The sequence below is a fragment of the Subtercola sp. RTI3 genome, from assembly GCF_035018625.1.
Lineage (GTDB): Bacteria > Actinomycetota > Actinomycetes > Actinomycetales > Microbacteriaceae > Subtercola > Subtercola vilae.
This window is the reverse complement of record NZ_JASJXO010000002.1, coordinates 57677-73981: the sequence shown is the minus strand read 5'-3', so window position 1 is coordinate 73981 and position 16305 is coordinate 57677. Positions and strand designations below refer to the sequence as shown.

Annotated in this window: 22 protein-coding genes; 9 read left to right on the top strand and 13 right to left on the bottom strand. The window is 67.1% G+C overall.

Annotated elements, in window-relative coordinates:
- The first annotated feature begins 28 nt into the window (after positions 1–28).
- Positions 29–211 carry a hypothetical protein gene (locus QN358_RS01790; protein ID WP_136640273.1) on the top strand — a complete coding sequence of 61 codons (183 nt, stop codon included), beginning with the start codon at positions 29–31 and terminating at the stop codon, positions 209–211.
- A 26-nt stretch (positions 212–237) separates the two neighbouring features.
- Here QN358_RS01790 and QN358_RS01785 read toward each other — a convergent pair whose 3' ends face one another.
- From QN358_RS01785 to QN358_RS01770, 4 genes are all read right to left on the bottom strand, one after another.
- Positions 238–462: a hypothetical protein gene (locus tag QN358_RS01785; RefSeq protein ID WP_136640274.1), complete on the bottom strand. Its 225-nt coding sequence runs from the start codon at positions 460–462 to the stop codon at positions 238–240.
- Between the two features lie 57 nt (positions 463–519).
- Positions 520–903 (bottom strand): DUF2256 and DUF3253 domain-containing protein, encoded by a 384-nt coding sequence (locus QN358_RS01780; protein ID WP_136640275.1) that lies wholly within the window; start codon positions 901–903, stop codon positions 520–522.
- Between the two features lie 84 nt (positions 904–987).
- On the bottom strand, positions 988–1320 hold the full coding sequence (locus tag QN358_RS01775) for an ATP-dependent DNA ligase (RefSeq protein ID WP_237280189.1): 333 nt from the start codon (positions 1318–1320) through the stop codon (positions 988–990).
- A 109-nt stretch (positions 1321–1429) separates the two neighbouring features.
- Positions 1430–1915, bottom strand: coding sequence for a nucleoside deaminase (locus tag QN358_RS01770; protein ID WP_136640276.1), 486 nt, complete (start codon positions 1913–1915; stop codon positions 1430–1432).
- 111 nt (positions 1916–2026) lie between these two features.
- Between QN358_RS01770 and QN358_RS01765 the strand changes: the two genes are divergently transcribed.
- A complete protein-coding gene (locus QN358_RS01765; protein ID WP_323511411.1) occupies positions 2027–2569 on the top strand; it encodes a dihydrofolate reductase family protein in 543 nt (180 codons plus the stop codon).
- Positions 2570–2575: 6 nt separating this feature from the next.
- Here the strand turns inward: QN358_RS01765 and QN358_RS01760 are convergent, their stop codons facing one another.
- From QN358_RS01760 to QN358_RS01750, 3 genes are all read right to left on the bottom strand, one after another.
- Positions 2576–2953 (bottom strand): hypothetical protein, encoded by a 378-nt coding sequence (locus tag QN358_RS01760; RefSeq protein WP_136640278.1) that lies wholly within the window; start codon positions 2951–2953, stop codon positions 2576–2578.
- Positions 2954–3129: 176 nt separating this feature from the next.
- Positions 3130–4587: an alpha/beta hydrolase gene (locus tag QN358_RS01755; RefSeq protein ID WP_136640279.1), complete on the bottom strand. Its 1458-nt coding sequence runs from the start codon at positions 4585–4587 to the stop codon at positions 3130–3132.
- Positions 4588–4749: 162 nt separating this feature from the next.
- Complete coding sequence (locus QN358_RS01750; protein WP_136640280.1) at positions 4750–6276, bottom strand: SulP family inorganic anion transporter; 1527 nt, start codon at positions 6274–6276, stop codon at positions 4750–4752.
- A gap of 68 nt (positions 6277–6344) precedes the next feature.
- Here QN358_RS01750 and QN358_RS01745 point away from each other — a divergent pair, with 68 nt between their 5' ends.
- From QN358_RS01745 to QN358_RS01730, 4 genes are all read left to right on the top strand, one after another.
- A complete protein-coding gene (locus QN358_RS01745) occupies positions 6345–8555 on the top strand; it encodes an MMPL family transporter (protein ID WP_416351942.1) in 2211 nt (736 codons plus the stop codon).
- A gap of 25 nt (positions 8556–8580) precedes the next feature.
- Positions 8581–9390, top strand: a complete 810-nt coding sequence (locus QN358_RS01740) for an alpha/beta fold hydrolase (RefSeq protein ID WP_201799188.1) — start codon at positions 8581–8583, stop codon at positions 9388–9390.
- 73 nt (positions 9391–9463) lie between these two features.
- Positions 9464–9985, top strand: coding sequence for a MarR family winged helix-turn-helix transcriptional regulator (locus QN358_RS01735; protein ID WP_136640282.1), 522 nt, complete (start codon positions 9464–9466; stop codon positions 9983–9985).
- Positions 9986–10019: 34 nt separating this feature from the next.
- The gene (locus tag QN358_RS01730) at positions 10020–10271 is read left to right on the top strand and encodes a hypothetical protein (protein ID WP_136640283.1); all 252 of its coding nucleotides are present in this window, start codon (positions 10020–10022) and stop codon (positions 10269–10271) included.
- Here QN358_RS01730 and QN358_RS01725 read toward each other — a convergent pair.
- The 4 genes from QN358_RS01725 to QN358_RS01710 all read right to left on the bottom strand — a co-directional run bounded on the left by QN358_RS01725 (position 10264) and on the right by QN358_RS01710 (position 12624).
- Entirely contained in the window at positions 10264–10434 is a 171-nt protein-coding gene (locus tag QN358_RS01725) for a hypothetical protein (RefSeq protein ID WP_323511404.1), read from the bottom strand. The two genes, QN358_RS01730 and QN358_RS01725, sit on opposite strands and share 8 nt — an antisense overlap.
- A 33-nt stretch (positions 10435–10467) precedes the next feature.
- Positions 10468–11034: a class I SAM-dependent methyltransferase gene (locus tag QN358_RS01720; protein WP_323511402.1), complete on the bottom strand. Its 567-nt coding sequence runs from the start codon at positions 11032–11034 to the stop codon at positions 10468–10470.
- Between the two features lie 56 nt (positions 11035–11090).
- Positions 11091–11663, bottom strand: a complete 573-nt coding sequence (locus QN358_RS01715; protein ID WP_136640285.1) for a pyridoxine/pyridoxamine 5'-phosphate oxidase — start codon at positions 11661–11663, stop codon at positions 11091–11093.
- 103 nt (positions 11664–11766) lie between these two features.
- Entirely contained in the window at positions 11767–12624 is an 858-nt protein-coding gene (locus QN358_RS01710) for an SDR family oxidoreductase (RefSeq protein ID WP_323511400.1), read from the bottom strand.
- Positions 12625–12727: 103 nt separating this feature from the next.
- Between QN358_RS01710 and QN358_RS01705 the strand changes: the two genes are divergently transcribed.
- On the top strand, positions 12728–13111 hold the full coding sequence (locus tag QN358_RS01705) for a winged helix-turn-helix transcriptional regulator (RefSeq protein ID WP_136640287.1): 384 nt from the start codon (positions 12728–12730) through the stop codon (positions 13109–13111).
- 57 nt (positions 13112–13168) lie between these two features.
- On the opposite strand, the gene QN358_RS01700 is transcribed toward QN358_RS01705, so the two are convergent.
- The gene (locus QN358_RS01700) at positions 13169–13720 is read right to left on the bottom strand and encodes a TetR/AcrR family transcriptional regulator (RefSeq protein ID WP_136640288.1); all 552 of its coding nucleotides are present in this window, start codon (positions 13718–13720) and stop codon (positions 13169–13171) included.
- Positions 13721–13800: 80 nt separating this feature from the next.
- Here QN358_RS01700 and QN358_RS01695 point away from each other — a divergent pair, with 80 nt between their 5' ends.
- Positions 13801–14748, top strand: coding sequence for a ketopantoate reductase family protein (locus QN358_RS01695; RefSeq protein ID WP_136640289.1), 948 nt, complete (start codon positions 13801–13803; stop codon positions 14746–14748).
- Between the two features lie 130 nt (positions 14749–14878).
- On the opposite strand, the gene QN358_RS01690 is transcribed toward QN358_RS01695, so the two are convergent.
- Entirely contained in the window at positions 14879–15313 is a 435-nt protein-coding gene (locus QN358_RS01690) for a helix-turn-helix domain-containing protein (RefSeq protein ID WP_323511396.1), read from the bottom strand.
- 117 nt (positions 15314–15430) lie between these two features.
- Between QN358_RS01690 and QN358_RS01685 the strand changes: the two genes are divergently transcribed.
- Positions 15431–16102 (top strand): pentapeptide repeat-containing protein, encoded by a 672-nt coding sequence (locus tag QN358_RS01685; protein ID WP_136640291.1) that lies wholly within the window; start codon positions 15431–15433, stop codon positions 16100–16102.
- Positions 16103–16305 lie beyond the last annotated feature (203 nt).

The window sequence follows — 16305 nt, the reverse complement described above, 5'->3', positions numbered from 1 at the left end:
GTGACCCCGCGTGGTCTATATTGTCTCCATGCATATGAATTCAGAGCTACACCAGGCTGTCGGTGAGTCGAGCCTGTCACGCCCGCCCTTCGTCTCTGCCGGTGCTGTTTCTGACTGGTTCGACGCTGAGAGTGTTCCGTCGTACCTGCTGCACTCGGCAGCCGCGATGAGTGATCCCGTGCGCCGGGTCGAGGTCGAGTTCGACGCGTAGCCGCCGGCGCTCGGCCGCGTGGGGCACTAGCCCTGGTCGGGTGGTGTTTCGAGCGTGCGCCGAGCGATCATCCGCGGCGCCAACCAGACGAGCGCGACGGTGCCGACCGCGGCGCGAACGGCCGCGAACACCAACACCCACCAGCCCACGCTCATCGATCCCAGCAGCAGGCCCACGCCGATGAGCACCAGCGCGACATCGGCCGCGTAGGGCACTTTCAGCCAGAACATCAGGCGCCGAGTCGCATCCATGTGTTCAGTGTGCGCGCCGAACCTGTGAAGGTCGACGGGTGGCGTGCGACGGTCGCCTCAGCTGCGGCGCTTGCGAATACGAATGGGGCCTTTCGCGGTCGAAGGGTCGACCACAGAGCCACCCTGGGTGATCTCGACCTCGCCCGCGGCCACCATGCGGCGGGCAGCTCGGCGCACCGGTTCCATGAGCTCGCGCCAGCCGTCGGGGTCGGTGGCCCGGGCGACGTCTGACGGGCAGATGCTCGAGCTCGCCGCCCGGCTGTTGAGCAGCGACCGGATGCCCTCCTCGAGCGCCACGTCAGACGACGTCACCCTGCGTCGACGACACGCGTCGCTGCAGTACGCAACCTCGTCCCAGTTGTGCTCCCACTTCTTGCGCCACTCGATGCGGCGCCCACACGAGCGGCAGGTCTTCTCCTCGATGGGTGCTCGGCTCGACATAGGAGAATTCTGCCGTGCCCCGCCCGCGCCCGCACGGGGTGGCGCGATGCCCGCCCGAGCGCTACGGAGCCGTCAGGCGCGCGATCACTCTGCGACGGTGGTCGCGGGCAACGCAGTCAGTTCGGGTTCGGAGCCGAGCACGAGGCCCCCATTGCTGCTTGCGCCGAGCATCATCTCGTCGATCCAGGCGCGGTTGAGTCGAACCTCTCGCCCACCCGAAAACGTGAACTGCAGCGGAATCGAGGGGTGGAACCACACAACGGTGCTGCCCGCGGTGGTGCGTGACTCGGTGCCGAACTGCAGGGTGAACGGCTCGCTTCGTCGCAGTTTCGCGACGATCACGACGCGCAGATGCGCCAGAACACGATCGTCGAATTTCAGGGTGGCCTGCGGATGGCCGTACATGATGCTTCCCACAACCGATCATCTCCGACTGCCCCGCAGCTGCGCGCCCGAATAGTTCGCACCCACTAAGCACATTATGTGACTTCACACATTCGGAGCCATCGGCGACTCGGTTTGCGTGTCAGCTCCAGAAACCTGCGTGCGCCTCGCGAGCCTCAGCGCTCAGAGCCGGCCCGAGCACCACGATTTCACGCTGGCCGCTGTTCAAGACCACGCTGCTGGTGAGCGACATTGTGGGGTTCTCGACGTGGTCGCCGGTGATCTCGCCCAGCTCGGCCTCGCTCATCGCGAAGACCATGCGACTGATGCCCGACCAGTAGATGGCGCCTGAGCACATGGCGCACGGCTCGCAGCTTGTGTAGAGAGAGTATTCGGCGAGCTTCTCGGGGCCGAAGGCCTGCCAGGCAAGGCGCACGAGGTTCGTCTCGGCGTGACCGGTGCAGTCGTTGCCCGTCACCACGGTGTTCTCTGCCTCGAGCACGACAGTGCCGGCGGCATCGACGAGGACGGCACCGAAGGGGTGGTTGCCGTGCTCCACCGAATTCTTCGATACGGCGATGGCGTCTCGAAGGCGGGCGAGGTCGGTCTCAGTAAGAGAGGAGGTCATAGTCGTCTATTTTAGGGCGGCAAATACCCCGTCGCCGTGCGCCGCTTGTGTGCTTGGATGGCAGCATCCCGACGCGCCCGCAGTTCTGCGGCGCTCCCGAAAGGAGACCCGATGACCCGAATCGTTGCTGTGGAATACCTCTCGCTCGACGGGGTCATGGAAGAGCCGGGCTGGAGCGGCCCCTACTTCAACGACGAGGTCGCCACGTTTCAGATGAACAACCTGTTCGGCGCTGACGCTCTGCTGCTCGGGCGCGTCACGTACGACGGGTTTCGCGCCGCATGGCCGTCGATGGAGGGCGACGAAGCGGGCTTCGGCGAGCGTATGAATTCGCTGCCGAAGTACGTGGCAACGACGTCGACGAGTCAGCCAGAGTGGAACGCCACCTTTCTGCGTGGCGACATCGCCGAGGCCGTGGCGGCGCTGAAGGCGACCGCAGACGACACGCTGCTGCTGAACGGCAGCGCCGACCTGTTTCGCCTTCTGAGCGCGCACAACCTCATCGATGAGTACCGCTTCATGATCTACCCCGTTGTTGTGGGGCTCGGCAAACGCTTGTTCGCCGACGGGGCCGTGCCAATCGACCTGAAGCTCACCAGCAGTCTGATCACTCAGAGCGGAGTGGCGATTCTGACCTACGTTCCCGCCGACTGAACGCACTCACGCCGCGGGATCGGTCACACAGGCGCTCAGGCCCTCGAGGGTGAGGGCGGCATCGGCGGCGCTGAACTGCAGGTTGCGGCCGTCGGGGGTGGTGGCGAACAGCCGCAGAATGGGCGCGGCTACGGTCTCCTCCCGGGAGGTGAGGGCGTACCCGAGTGAGTGCCAATGGGCTGAGACGAGGTCGAACGCATGCTGGCGGTCGGCCACCGGCTCTTCTGAGAAGCGGTAGGCGTTGAACCGGATGCCCGGCTGCCCCCCGGGCTGTTCGCACGCTCTCGGGGCGGGGTCGTCGAGTTTTTGCCAGGTGCCGCCGACGAGGGGTTCGACCTCGTCGAACGACCCTGCGAGGGCTGCGATGGCTTCGTCGGGTGTCATGCGAACCTCCGGGGATACAGGCGCGGTTGTGGATGAACGTGTGGATGAATCTGTGGATGCGCCGGGCGGGGGATTGCCCGCGAACCCGGCGCACGCCGCCAGCGCGACAACCGTACTCACGGCCGCCGCGATGAGGAGGGCAGCACGCCAGGCCGCGGGCACCCGCCCACTCGCCATCACCACCAGCCCGGTCGCTGGGCCTTGGCGGCGAGCCCGAGGTTGACGTACGCCACGTTCGACTGGGAGGTGGTGCCCGGGCTGAGGTAGCCGCGGTCGTCGCTCGACGAAGCGGTGGTCAGATCGTGCACCGTGGTCGAGCTCGTGGCGACGCCTCCCGCGCTGCCCGAATCGGCACTCAGCACGTCGGCGCCGTAGAACAGCGAGGTGGGCGACTCGCGCCCCGAGCCGAGCGTGCCGATGGCCGCGAACGGAATCTTCTCGTCGGCCTGCATGGCGTACACGCTACCGCCGGGCACGTGGATCGACCCGGCCCCGGCGAAAGTCGGTGCCACACCCGCGGAGCCGACGGTGGTGAACGAGTCGACGACGCCCGGCCGAATGTCGGTGAGGGCCACGGCGGCGGTGGTGGAGCCGTACGAATGCCCGACGACGCTGAGGCGCGAGGAGTCGCTGCCCCGGCCATCCTGCGCGTTCAGCGTCGCGTCGTACCCGAGCAGCGCTTTCTCGAGCCGCGAACCGCCGAGGTTGGCCGAGTCGTTCGCCAATACGGCGAGGTCTTTGTTGTCGACGGAGGGCACTTCTGGTGAGTCGTAGTTCATCCACGCCACAACGGCGATCTGTTTCGAGAGACCGTTGCTGATGGCGTCACGATGCTCCTGCTGCCACAGGTCGCGCGCCGCGCCGGTGAGACCGGTGGGCGTACCGGCGCTGTTGCTGCCCATGCCGGGGATGACGAATGATGCGTACTTCGCCTTGTCGAGGTCGCCGACAGAGATCGCGGCGAGTGGCGGCGGCCCCGAGGTGACACTGATCAGCTGGTACGGAGGGTCGACCTGCCCTTTCAGCGACTTCTCGACCGACTCGAGGTATTTCAGAGTGGTCGTGTCACCGGACGCCTTCGCGGCTGCGATGCCGGTGTCGAGCACGGCGCGGTTGGCCACGTCGCGGTCAGCGTAGCGCACCCCTTCGAGTGAGCCGACGAGCTGTGGATGCTCGAGGCGAAGCTCTTTCTGCTCGGCCGCGGTCAGCCCGGCCCACCACTTCGCCACGGCCTTCGGGTCGGCGTTATTGTCGGCCGCGTACGACTCGAGCCGGGCCTCGGCCGCGGCACTGGCGGAGTCGCTGCCGCGGGCTGCCGTACCTGTCACGCCCGTACCCCCAGCCCCGCCTGCGCCGCCCCCGTCGTTCGTGCTGGTGCGTTGCTGCTCGTCGGCTTGGCGCGCGAGCTCGGTCGAGCGCTGTTCGAGGGAACGCGCGGCCGCGGTGATGCTGCCGCGGTAGGTGGAGTGCCAGTGCGAGACGAACTGTTGGGCATCCGGGCCCTGCCACCGGCTCACCGCCACAAGGGCGGTGAGCTGCGATTCGGCGCTGCCGAGGTTCTGGCTTGCCGCGCTCATGTGCTTGGCGAGTTCTCGCAGCTGGTCGACATCGGCGCCCACGAACCCTTCGGCCATGTCGAACCTCCCGTTCGGGGCGGGGCCGGGTGCCTCCGCTGGCTTCACAGTAGCGAGAGGCGCCGCTCGCGTCGATGGTGTGAACTACCCATGCCGAAACGCGGGCCTGTGGACGAGTAGTGATGTGCCGGCAGCAGCCGGCACACGCTGCCCTGCCGCCGCCTACTCGGGCGCGTCGTTGAGGTGCCCCGACAGTTGCTCGCGCAGGGCCCCGCTGCGGGCATCCAGCCCCCGCACTTCGACAGACGTACCGATGGCGTGGTACTTGGCCTCGATGGCGTCGAGCACCGCGACGGTCGAGGCGTCCCAGATGTGTGAATCGCTGAGGTCGATGACCACCAGCGCGGGGTCGGCGGCGTACGAGAAGTGCTCGGGCAGATCGTTGCTCGACGCGAAGAACAGTGAGCCGCCCACGCGATAATGCGCCTTCGAGCCGTCGGCCGACAGTTCGCGCGTCACCGAGCGGTGCCCGGCGACCCGCCGCAGCAACAGGATGCTCGCCAGCAGCACCCCGACTCCCACCCCGATGGCCAGATTGCCCGTGGCCACCACCACGACCACCGTCACCACCATCACCGCCGTCTCAGGCACCGGCATTCGGCGGATCACGCGCGGGCGCACGCTGCCCCAGTTCACCGTGCGCACGGCCACGATCATCATGACCGCGGCGAGGGCGACCATCGGAATGCGCGCCATGGCTCCCGACAGCACGGCGACGAGCAGAAGGAGAAAGAGCCCCGCCGCGATGGTCGACAGCCGCGTGCGGGCGCGGCCGATCTTCACGTTCACCACGGTCTGCCCGATCATGGCGCAGCCCGCCACGCCGCCCCAGAAGCCGGCCATCACATTGGCCACGCCGAGAGCCCACGACTCGCGCGTCTTCGACGACGGGCTGTCGGTGAGGTCGTCGACCAGCTTGGCGGTCAGCAGCGTTTCGATGAGCCCCACGAAGGCGACGGCGATGGCGGTGGGCGCGATGATGCCCAGCGTCGCGAGGTCGAACGGCACCCCGAACGGCGTGAACCCGGGCAGGCCCCCCGAGATGGCGCCCTCGTCTCCGACCGTGGGCACCGCGATGCCGAACGCCACAGTGAGGGCGGTCACCGCAACGATCGCGACGAGCGGAGCCGGCACCACCTTCGTGATCTTCGGGAACAGCCAGATGATGGCGAATGTCAGCGCGAACAGCGGGTACACCGGCCACGGCACGTTCAGAAGGTGCGGTACCTGGGCGGCGAAGATGAGAATGCCGAGGGCATTCACGAAGCCCAGCATCACCGATCGCGGAATGTAACGCATGAGCTTCGACAGCCCGGTCGCTCCGAAGGCGATCTGGATGACCCCCGCAACGATCACCGTCGGCAACAGGTATTCCACCCCGTTCGACTTCACCATCGGCGCCACCACCAGCGCCACCGACCCGGCCGCAGCGGTCACCATAGCCGAACGCCCGCCGAGTACCGACATGCTCAGCGCCAGCACCACCGAGGCCACCAGGCTGTTGATCGGGTCGACCCCGGCGATGATCGAGAACGAGATGACCTCGGGGATGAGCGCGAGGGTCGTCACCAGCCCGGCCAGCGCCTCGGTGCCGAGCAGCGCCGGGTTTCGGAGCTGCACCGCAAGCGGCAGGCGCCCCCGCGCGTTGAGCGCGCGCGTCGACAGGGGTTCTCTGCGGGTGGTGGGCATCTGTCAAGGCTATCGGCCCCCTGTCTACGGGCTGGCCGGGGCCCCCGCGGGTGGGTATGGTGATGCCCGTGAAACGCACACTTCCGCCGCGCTGGCTGCGCATCGTTCTTCCGCTGGTACTCGTAGGCCTCTGGGTCTTCGTGTCGTCGCAGGGCGGGCCCACTTTCGGCACGATCGGCGAGGTGACGAACAACAACCAGAGCTCGTACCTGCCGGCCAGCGCCGAGTCGACCAAGGTGCAGGCGCTTCAGACGCAGTTCTTCGGCTCTGACACGATTCCGGCCATTGTGCTCTACACGCGGGACGCGGGTATCACCCCCGCAGACCAGGCTGCGGTGGCCACGCAGGTAAGAGCGTTCCAGGCGGTGTCCGGGGTGAAGAGCGCGTCGCCCGGGGTGCCCTCGAGCGACGGCAAGGCGCTCGAGGTGTTCGTTTCGGTCGACCAGGCGGCCGACGGCAGCACGGTGATCGCAGCGTTGCGAAGCGTGCTGACCGCGCATCCGGAGCCCGGGCTGACCGGCTACGTGACCGGGCCGTCGGCGCTCGGGGCAGACTTCGGCGCCGGGTTCGCAGGCATCGACGGCATTCTGCTGCTCGTCGCGCTTGCGGCCGTGTTCTTCATTCTGCTGCTCGTGTACCGCTCGCTGCTGTTGCCGGTACTGGTGCTGCTGACGTCGGCGTTCGCGCTCACGGGCAGCATTCTGCTCGTCTACTTCGTGGCCAAAGCCGGGTGGGTGACGGTGACGGGCCAGAGTCGGGGCATCCTGGCGATTCTGGCGATCGGCGCCGCCACCGACTACTCGCTGCTGCTGGTTTCGCGCTACAGGGAGGCCCTGTTCACCGAACAGACGGCGTGGGAGGCCATGCGCGTCGCGCTTCGCCGAGCGGTCGAGCCCATTGCCGCGTCGGCGGCCACCGTGATTCTGGCGGTACTCTGCCTGCTCTTCTCCGACCTCAACTCGAACAAGGGGTTGGGGCCGGTGGCGGCGATCGCCATTCTCTTCTCCCTGCTGTCGGCGCTCACCGCGCTGCCGGCGCTGCTGGTGCTCACGGGGCGGGCTGCGTTCTGGCCGTTCCGCCCGAAGTATGTGGGTGCGGCCCAGTATGACGGTGCGGTTCAGTATGACGGTGCGGCTCCGGATGCCCGGGCGGCCGCCGATGTCGTCACGATCGGACGGGTGTGGGCCGCCCTGGGCCGCCTGATCGCCCGCCGCCCGCGGGTCACCTGGGTGGCCACGGCGCTGCTTCTCGGAGTGTTCAGCCTGGGGCTGCTGCAGCTGAGTGCGAGCGGGGTGCCGCAGACCGATTTGCTGCTCTCGGCGTCGCAGTCGGTCGACGGCCAGAAAGCCCTCGCCCAGCACTTCGACGCCGGCAGTGGCAGCCCGGTGATCGTCGTGACGAGCCAGACACAGGCGGCTGCGGCGCTCGCCGCGACAGCGGCCACGCCCGGCCTGACCGGCGCGTACGTCTACTCGGGAACGCAGGGTGGCAGCGCCGCGAAGGGCAGCGCGGCCACGCCGACAGCCACGCCGACAGCCACGCCGACAGCCACGCCGACAGCCACGCCCACGCCCGCCCCCGTCGTCGTCGGCGACCAGGTGCTCATCGAGGCCACGCTCACGGCGCAACCCGACTCCGACGAGGCGGCCGGCGTGGTGAGCGACCTGCGCGCCCGCCTCGGCACCGCGGCCCCCGGCTCACTCGTGGGCGGTACGACCGCGCTGAGCCTCGACACGAACACCACTGCCCAGCGCGACCTGGTCACGATCATCCCGATCGTGCTGCTCGTCATTCTGGTGGTGCTGTTTCTGCTGCTGCGCTTGATTGTGGCGCCGCTGCTGCTCGTGGGCACGGTGGTGCTGTCGTACGCGGCCACGCTCGGCATCTCGGCGTTCGTCTTCAACCACCTGTTCAACTTCGCGGGCGCCGACCCGTCGGTGCCGCTGTTCGGGTTCGTGTTTCTGGTGGCCCTTGGGGTCGACTACAACATCTTTCTCATGACGAGGGTGCGAGAGGAGTCGCTGGCGAGGGGTACGAGGCCCGGCATTCTGCGCGGGCTCGGGGCGACCGGCGGCGTGATCACATCGGCCGGGATCGTGCTGGCGGCCACTTTCGCGGCCCTCGGCGTGGTGCCGATTCTGTTCCTGGTGCAGATCGCGTTCATCGTGGCGTTCGGTGTGCTGCTCGACACGTTCCTCGTGCGCTCGCTGCTCGTGCCGGCACTGTCGTACGACGTGGGCCGCGCAATCTGGTGGCCCTCGAAACTGTCGAAGGGGTAGATTGCGAGAGACGAAAGGGTCTCTCGTGAGCATTCCGGCAACCTCCTCCTCTCTCGATGTGCGCGGCGCGCGGCTCGGTTTCACCGACTTCGGCGCTGAGAATCTGCCGCTGGCGATCAGCGCGCATGGGCTGACGTCGAGCCGAGCATCGACGCTGCGCTCCGGGGTGGGCGACTACACCGCCGTGGGTCAAGGCGGGCACCGGCGGCTCGTCTCATACGATGCCCGCGGGCACGGCGAATCGAGCGGCGGCAGGTCGGCCGAGGAGTACCACTGGTCGAAGCTGGCGCTCGACCTTCTCGCGGTGGCAGACCACTTCTCACCCGAGGCGCCCGTGGCCGGTATCGGCCTGTCGATGGGAACCGGCACCCTGCTGCACGCCGTCACGCATCTGCCCGGCCGGTTCGACCGGCTCGTCTTGAGCGCTCCGCCGACCGCATGGCAGACGCGCGCCGGCCAAGCCGGCATGTACAACCAGATGGCCGATGTCATCGAGAAGGGCACACCCGACGAACTCGTCGAGCTGTTCGCTTCGGTGCCGCTGCCGGAGATCTTCGCTGATCTGCCCGAGTTCGGTGCCGTTCCCGACATTGACATCTCGCTGCTGCCCACGGTGTTCAGGGGGGCCGGTCAGTCTGATCTTCCTCCGTTCGAGGCGTTGAGCGGCATCACGCAGCCCACACTGATTCTGGCGTGGGCCGGCGACCCCGGGCATCCGGTGTCAACGGCTGAGAAGTTGGCCGAACTGATACCGAACTCTGAGCTGGTTGTGTCGACGACGAGTTCGGATGTTCAGACCTGGGGTGCCCGAGCCGCAGCCTTTCTCGCGTCGTAGTCGACCCCGGCTGCTCGACGATTGCCGCACTTTCGAACAGTTGTTGCGTAAACCAACTGGATAGACTGTTCTCATGACCAGCGACACGAACCACGAGCGGTGGCTGAGCGATGACGAAGCTGCCGCCTGGGTGAACTTCATTGCGGTGGTCGAGCTGCTGCCCGGCGTGCTCGACACGCAGTTGCAGCACGACGCCGACCTCACCCACTTCGAGTACTTCACGCTTGCGATGCTCTCAGAGGCTCCGGAGAAGACCCTCCGCATGACTGCGCTCGCGGCCGCCACGAACTCGACGCTGCCCCGGCTCTCGCACGTGGTGTCGCGGCTCGAGGGCCGCGGCTACATCAGTCGGCTGCCGTGCGCGGCAGACCGGCGGGCGACCAATGCGAAGCTCACCGAGCAGGGCTGGCAGAAGGTCGTGGCCACGGCTCCGGGGCACGTGTCGACGGTGATCCGCAACGTCATCGCCCCACTCGACGCTGCCGATGTGGCCGACCTTGCCCGCATAACTGGGCGCATGCTGGCAACCCTCGACCCCGACGGAAAGCTGCGGCCGCGTCAAGGGGTCGCTCAGAAGCGGCCCAGCGAAGCATGATTGAGTTGTTCACGAAACGAATGGAGACATACCCATGCGCAGTAAAGTAACCCTGTTCTTTGTCGTTGTGATCGGTTTCGCCGCCTACACGCTGGGTGCGAAAGCGGGCAAAGCCCGTTACAAAGAGATCGCGACCACCGCAAGCACGTTCTGGAACGACCCCAAGGTTCAGAAGGCCCGCAAGCAGGCCGTGAAGACCGCCAAGAAGGCCACCGCCGACGCCAGTGACGCAGCCGAGAAGGCCGCGAAGAAGGCAGCTAAGCGCGCCAAGAAGCGCTTCAGCTGACGGGTAGCGCTCTGGCGAGCGTCACCGAGGTGACGTAGGGCATCACGTAGGTGTCGTGGCCTGCGAGCTGTGGATGCTCGTCGAGAAGTTCTTCGAGCTGTTGGAGCAGCGCCCGTCGCTTGTCTTCGCTCATCGCGATGATGTAGCTGCGCGACGTGACCATCGCCAGCAGCTGCTCGCGGCTCAGGGGGTTGTCTCAGAAGAAGTCGGCGTGGGCTACGCGCTCGAGGCTCGCCCCCACGGGCGGGGTGAGCGTCTCGTACTCCTCTGCTGCGCTCGCGCCCATGATCTCGCCGAGCTGCCTGACCCACTCCACCGAATCGTCGCGAATGTTCCAGATCAGCCCGAGCGTGCCGCCGGGCTTCAGTACGCGGGCAATCTCGGCCGAGGCGGCTTCGACGTCGACCCAGTGCCAAGCTTGAGCGAAGGTGACGAGGTCGACGCTTGTGTCGGGCAGCGGCAGGGATTCGCCGGTTCCCTCGAGCGCTTCGACGTGGGGAAATCGGGCCGAGAATCGGGCGCGCATGGCAGAGTCGGGCTCGACGGCCGTGACGTTCAGGCCGCGTTCGGCGAAGGAGGCGGTGAACTTTCCGGTTCCAGCTCCGACGTCGACGATGACGAGATCAGCCGCGCTGGGGGGCTCGTTCGGGCTCGACTGGGCGAGCATCCAGTCGACCGCAGCGGCGGGGTAGCTCGGGCGGCCACGCTCGTAGTCGTCGACGGCGAGGCCGAACGAGAGGGCGTGGGTGTTGTCGCGTGCCATACGACCAACACTACGGTGCCGGTCAGGCAGAGAAGCAGGTCAGGCAGGGAAGCCGGTCACGCGGGAAACGTGTAGCTGTGACGAATGTGGTGTCGGTCGTGGCTGGCCTGCCAGAACTCCACCTCGGTGGGCTGCACGGCGTAGAGCTGCCAGGTGGGGTTGGGCCGGGCGTCTGCCGCCGGGCGTTCAGACCAGTCGAGCGCTGAGGCCTCGGCAGAGAGCAGGGTGACCGGGCCGGCGACGCGCACCTGACGCCCCAGATCGGCCCAGTAGAAGTTGAGCGCCGCGAACGGGTTGGCTTCGAGCTCGCGGCCCTTGCGGGAGGTGCGCGAACTGGCGAACTGCCAGCCGCCTTCGTCGAGGTTCTTCAAGATGAGCATGCGCGACGAGAGGGTCACGAGTGCGGGCCCGGTGGCGCCGTCGGCCCCGGGAACGGGGCTGTGCGCGGCGGGCAGCGCGGTGGCGAGGCTGAAAGCGTGCGGCTGGCGGATGCCGGCAGCGATGGCCTCGTCGAGCCACTGTACGAACAACTCGGCAGGGTCATCCGGTGCCGCCTCTGGGTCGAACGAGGGCAGGGTTTCGGCGAAATCGGGCAGCGCGCGCAGTCGGCGGCGAAAAGTGTCACTCACGGTGCGAGCCTACGTCGCGCCGCTGCGAGTAGTGCGGTTTCAGCAGCAGAACGCCCGGGGCTCGACCCCGGGCGTTCGCACTGCTAGGGCCAGGGCCCGGCGGCTAGCTGAGCACGGTGCGCAGGGTGTCGGCGACGGGGGTGGTGGGGTGGCCGATGAGCGTTGACAGGTCATCCGTGATCTTGTCGAGCTCGCCGGCGGCGATGTTGGCGTCGAGCGCGGTGATGAAGCCGATGGTGCCCTCGTCGAGGCCTGCCGAGCGCAGAACCTCGCCGTGGGCCCCGCTCGAAACCGACTCGAAGACGACGTCGCGGTTCAGCACATCGCTGAGGGTGGCGGCGAAGTCGTCGCCGTTCCACGCTACGTCGCCCGAGAGCTCGTACGTCGCGTTCGTGTGCCCCGGGGTGCTGAGCACCACAGCCGCAGCCTCGGCGTAGTCGGAACGGCTGGCACTGGCCACGCGGCCCGTGCCGGTGCTGGCGAGGTAGACGCCGGTCTGCTGAACCTGCCCGAGGGTCTGAGCGTAATTCTCGTTGTACCAGTTGTTGCGCACGATGGTGAAGTCGACTCCGGATGCCCGCAGGTACTCTTCGGTCGCCGTGTGTTCTGGGGCCAGCACGAGCGTCGTGTTGTCGGCCTTCGGAGCGCTCGTATAGACGATCTGTGTCACGCCGGCCGCTTTGGCTGCGTCGATGGCATTGATGTGCTGTTGTACGCGGCTGCCCACTTCGCTTCCTGAAACGAGGAGAACACCCTCGGCGCCCTCGAAGGCGGCGGCGAGGGTGGCCGGGTCGGTGAAGTCGATGACGGCGGTTTGAACGCCGAGGCTCTTCAGGGCATCCAGTCGGCCGGCATCGCGGCCAGCCGCGACGATGTCGGCGGGCAGGGTGCCGCGGGCGATGAGGTGATCGATGGCGAGGCGGCCGAGGTGGCCGGTGGCACCGGTGACGACGAGTGACATGGGGTGGATCCTTTCGTGGAGGCGAGCTACATCAGGGGTCAACGGCAGAAGGGCCTCGGTACTTCCCGAACGAAGGTACCCACTATTTGGTAAGCTACTAACCATGAGTGAAGCCGTGTCATTGCAAACCGTCGTTGGCGTGAACGTCTTCGCGGCGAACTGCCCCAGCCGCAGCGTGCTCGACCATGTCACAAGCAAGTGGGGCGTACTGGTGATCGTGGCGCTCTCGGGCGACACTCTGCGGTGGGGCGAGCTGCGGCGCAGCATCGGGGGCATCAGCGAGAAGATGCTGGCGCAGACCCTCCGTGTGCTCGAGGCCGACGGTATGGTGTTGCGCACGGTGCAGGCCACCATTCCGCCCCGCGTCGACTACCAGCTCACCGATCGCGGGCGCTCGCTCGCCGACCGACTCATCCCCCTGGTGGAGTGGGTCGGCGACAATGCGGTTGAGATCGTGGCTGGCCGGCCGGAGGCTGGCGCCAGCTGAGCTACCGTCGGTGGCGCGTTAGAGCAATTTCGTCATGACGTTCTCGAGCCCTGGTTTTCAAGCAACATTTGCCAGTCCGGCGATGAGCAGTTCTACCGCGGCGCGTGACTCGGACGCCCAGTCGGGCCGGTCAGTCGCCGAACCGATGCCGTGCAGAACGACCATCACCGCCCCTGCGGCGACATCGTGGCGGATGGCGCCGTCGGCGACAGCCCGGGTCATCAGCGTGGCGACTGTGTCTTCGAGTTGGCTCCCGCCGTCGGATTGAACGGCGGGAGCGACGACGGCTGCCAGCGTGCGCGCAAGGCCGGCATGCTCCACCACGTAGTCCACGAAGCCGCGCAGAAACAGGTTGAGGTTCTCGCCAGGCGACTGTAGAGAGTCGCGGGCCCGATCGCAGAGCGCAGTCACCTCGCCTTGGTACACCGCCGCGGCCAACGCCTCCCGGGTGGGGAAATGCCGGTAGAGCGTGCCCACGCCCACGCCGGCGCGCGCCGCGAAATCATCGAAGCGAAACTGCTCATCGTCATCGAATGCCGCTCGCGCAGCCGCTACGATCGCATCCCGGTTACGCCGGGCATCGGCGCGCAATGATCGTGGCTCCGTCATGAGTCCTCCGTTGACAATTGGAGACGATCTCCATATTCTCGTACATGGAGACAATCTCCATGTTATCCGAAGGGTGCGGCATGAGAATTCTGATGTTCGGTCGCGGAGTGATTGCAACGATCTACGGAAGCCTGCTTCAGGAAGCCGGGCACCACGTCGAGTTCTATGTCCGTCCGGGGCGCGCAGCGGAGTACGGCGATGACGTGCGGATAGACCTGATCGACGCGCGTCGCTGGCCGCTCGGCAGGCGGAACCGCGAGTCGTTCGCAATTCGGTTGCGTGAATCCGTAGCCGCGGAAGACGGATTCGATCTCATCGTGCTCAGCGTCGCGCACCACCGTCTTTCAGAGGCGGCGGCATTTTTGGCTCCCCGGCTCGGCGAGGCATCGGTGTTCGTCTTCGGCAACGTGTGGGAGGAGCCTCTCGACGCGATCGCACCGCTTCCCGTCGATCGCGTCGTGTTTGGGTTTCCACAGGCAGGCGGCGGCTTCGGGGACGATGGTGTGTTGCACGGCGGTTTGCTCCGATCCGTCATTGTCGGCACGGCCGGTGCTTCGCCGACGCGTCGGGAACGCGATGTGCAGACAGCTTTTCGTCAGGCCGGTCTCACCATTCGCGAAGAGCGGGACATGCGAGGGTGGCTGTGGTTGCACTTCATCTCTGATGCAGGCATGTTCGCTCAGGGGCTTCGGAGCGGGTCGCTGGCGAACATGATCGGCGACCGTCGAGCACTCCGAGACGCGTTCCTGACGGCTCGTGAGCTTCTGCCCGTTCTCAAGGCTCGGGGGGTCGACTTCCGTCGACACCACGCCGCCATGCTGCCGTATCGGCTGCCCGGCCTGGTCGGCGCGATGATGGCAGGGGTGACCGTGGTACTGCCTCTCGCCAAGCCCAGCCTCGCTGCCCACACAGACCCCCACGCGCCCGAACCCCTGGCCGTACTCGCAGACACGCGTCGCGAAGCCCGCCGGCTCAACATCCCCACCCCGCGCCTTGACGAGTCGGCGGGTATTGCGTCGCCAGCCTGACATCGCTGCCAGGGCTTCGATAGGTAAAAGTTGTTGTGGTGCTGTGTAGATCGTCGCTATCGAAAACCGTACTGTGGCGGGGTGGATGATCTTTGGGCCCGCCCTCCTCACGTCACCTTTCAGGTGTGATCTACGAGGGCTCGGCATCAGCCCCAGCCGGTTTTGCAGCCGCGGCGGCCTTCTCGGCCTTCGCCCGGCGCGACGTCTCGAGGTAGGCCAGCGCATCGGCGAGCCGAAAACGGCGGTGCGTACCGCGGTACTCCACCGCGATCACGCCCTCGTTCGCGAGCCGCAGCAGGTATGTCGCCGAGACGCCCACCAGTTCGGCGGCCTGCGAGGTGGTCAGCAGCGAGTCGGTCGACCCCACCACCACGGCCTGCCCGTCGGCGAACCGTTGCAGCAGGTCGACCACGGCAGAGACGGCTTCGGGCGGTAGGTCGAGGGTCTGGGCATCCAGAGCCAGCGTCACAGTGGCGGGGTTCAGGATGCCCCGCAGCACCCCCGCGAGCCGGGCCGCCGAGGCGGGGGCGAGGGCGCCGGTCGCGTGTTCCCTGAGCAGCGGCATGGTCTCACTTTCGTCGTCGTCGCGCCCAGCCTAGCCAGCCGCAGAGGGTCGCTGCAGGGGCGGTCGTGAACAGTCGCCGCACAGACCGAACCGAGTCGCCGCGAATAGAGTGGGCGCGTGCGTGAGAAAACGAAGGCCCAGCCCCAACCGCCCCGCGTCGACTTCGAACCGCGCGCGGTGTCGCGGCTCGAGCCGGCCGGCGCAGAAGAGCTCATGGCCGGCGACTACCGCGAAGCCGAACTGTTCGCCGGCGCCGATGTGACCGAGTACGACCTGGCCGGATGTTCGTTTCTCGAGTGCCGTTTCGCCTCTGTCACCCTCACCGACGCCGAGTTGCGCGGCAGTCGTTTCATCGAGACCGTCTTCGATTCGACGTTCGCCCACTCGCTGAAGGCAGCCCGTACGACGTGGCGTGATGTTCTGATCGAGAACCCGCGCTGGGGATCAGCCGAACTGTTCGACGCCGAACTCGACTCCGTGCACGTGCGCGGTGGCAAAATCGACTACCTGAATTTGCGGGGCTCCCGCTTGTCGAACGTGGTCATCGAAGGGTGCGCCATCACCGACCTCGACCTCGGCGGCGTCACCGCGAACAGGGTCGCACTCATCGACTGCCGTATCGGCACCCTCGACACCACGGGGGCCACCCTCGTGAACGTCGACCTGCGCTCGAGCGAGTTCTCTGCCCTGCACGGGCTGGCCGGCCTCGCGGGCGCCACCATCGACGACGCGCAGCTCACCCTGTTCGCGCCGTGGCTCGCCCAGCACCTCGGCTTGCGCGTCGAGTAGCGGTCAGCCCAATACACGCTTTTCGGGCCCAACCGTTCAGTAGCGCCGTCGTTCGGTAAGGTTTGCCCCAGTTTTGCGACAGGTTTCTGTTCGATGGCACAGAGAGTCGGGTAATGTGCTGAACACCGAGCCCCTGCCGCAGCACCCGCGCGTGCACTCTCGCTTTAGACCTCATAGCCGACGTTCTGCACGCGAGCCACCCA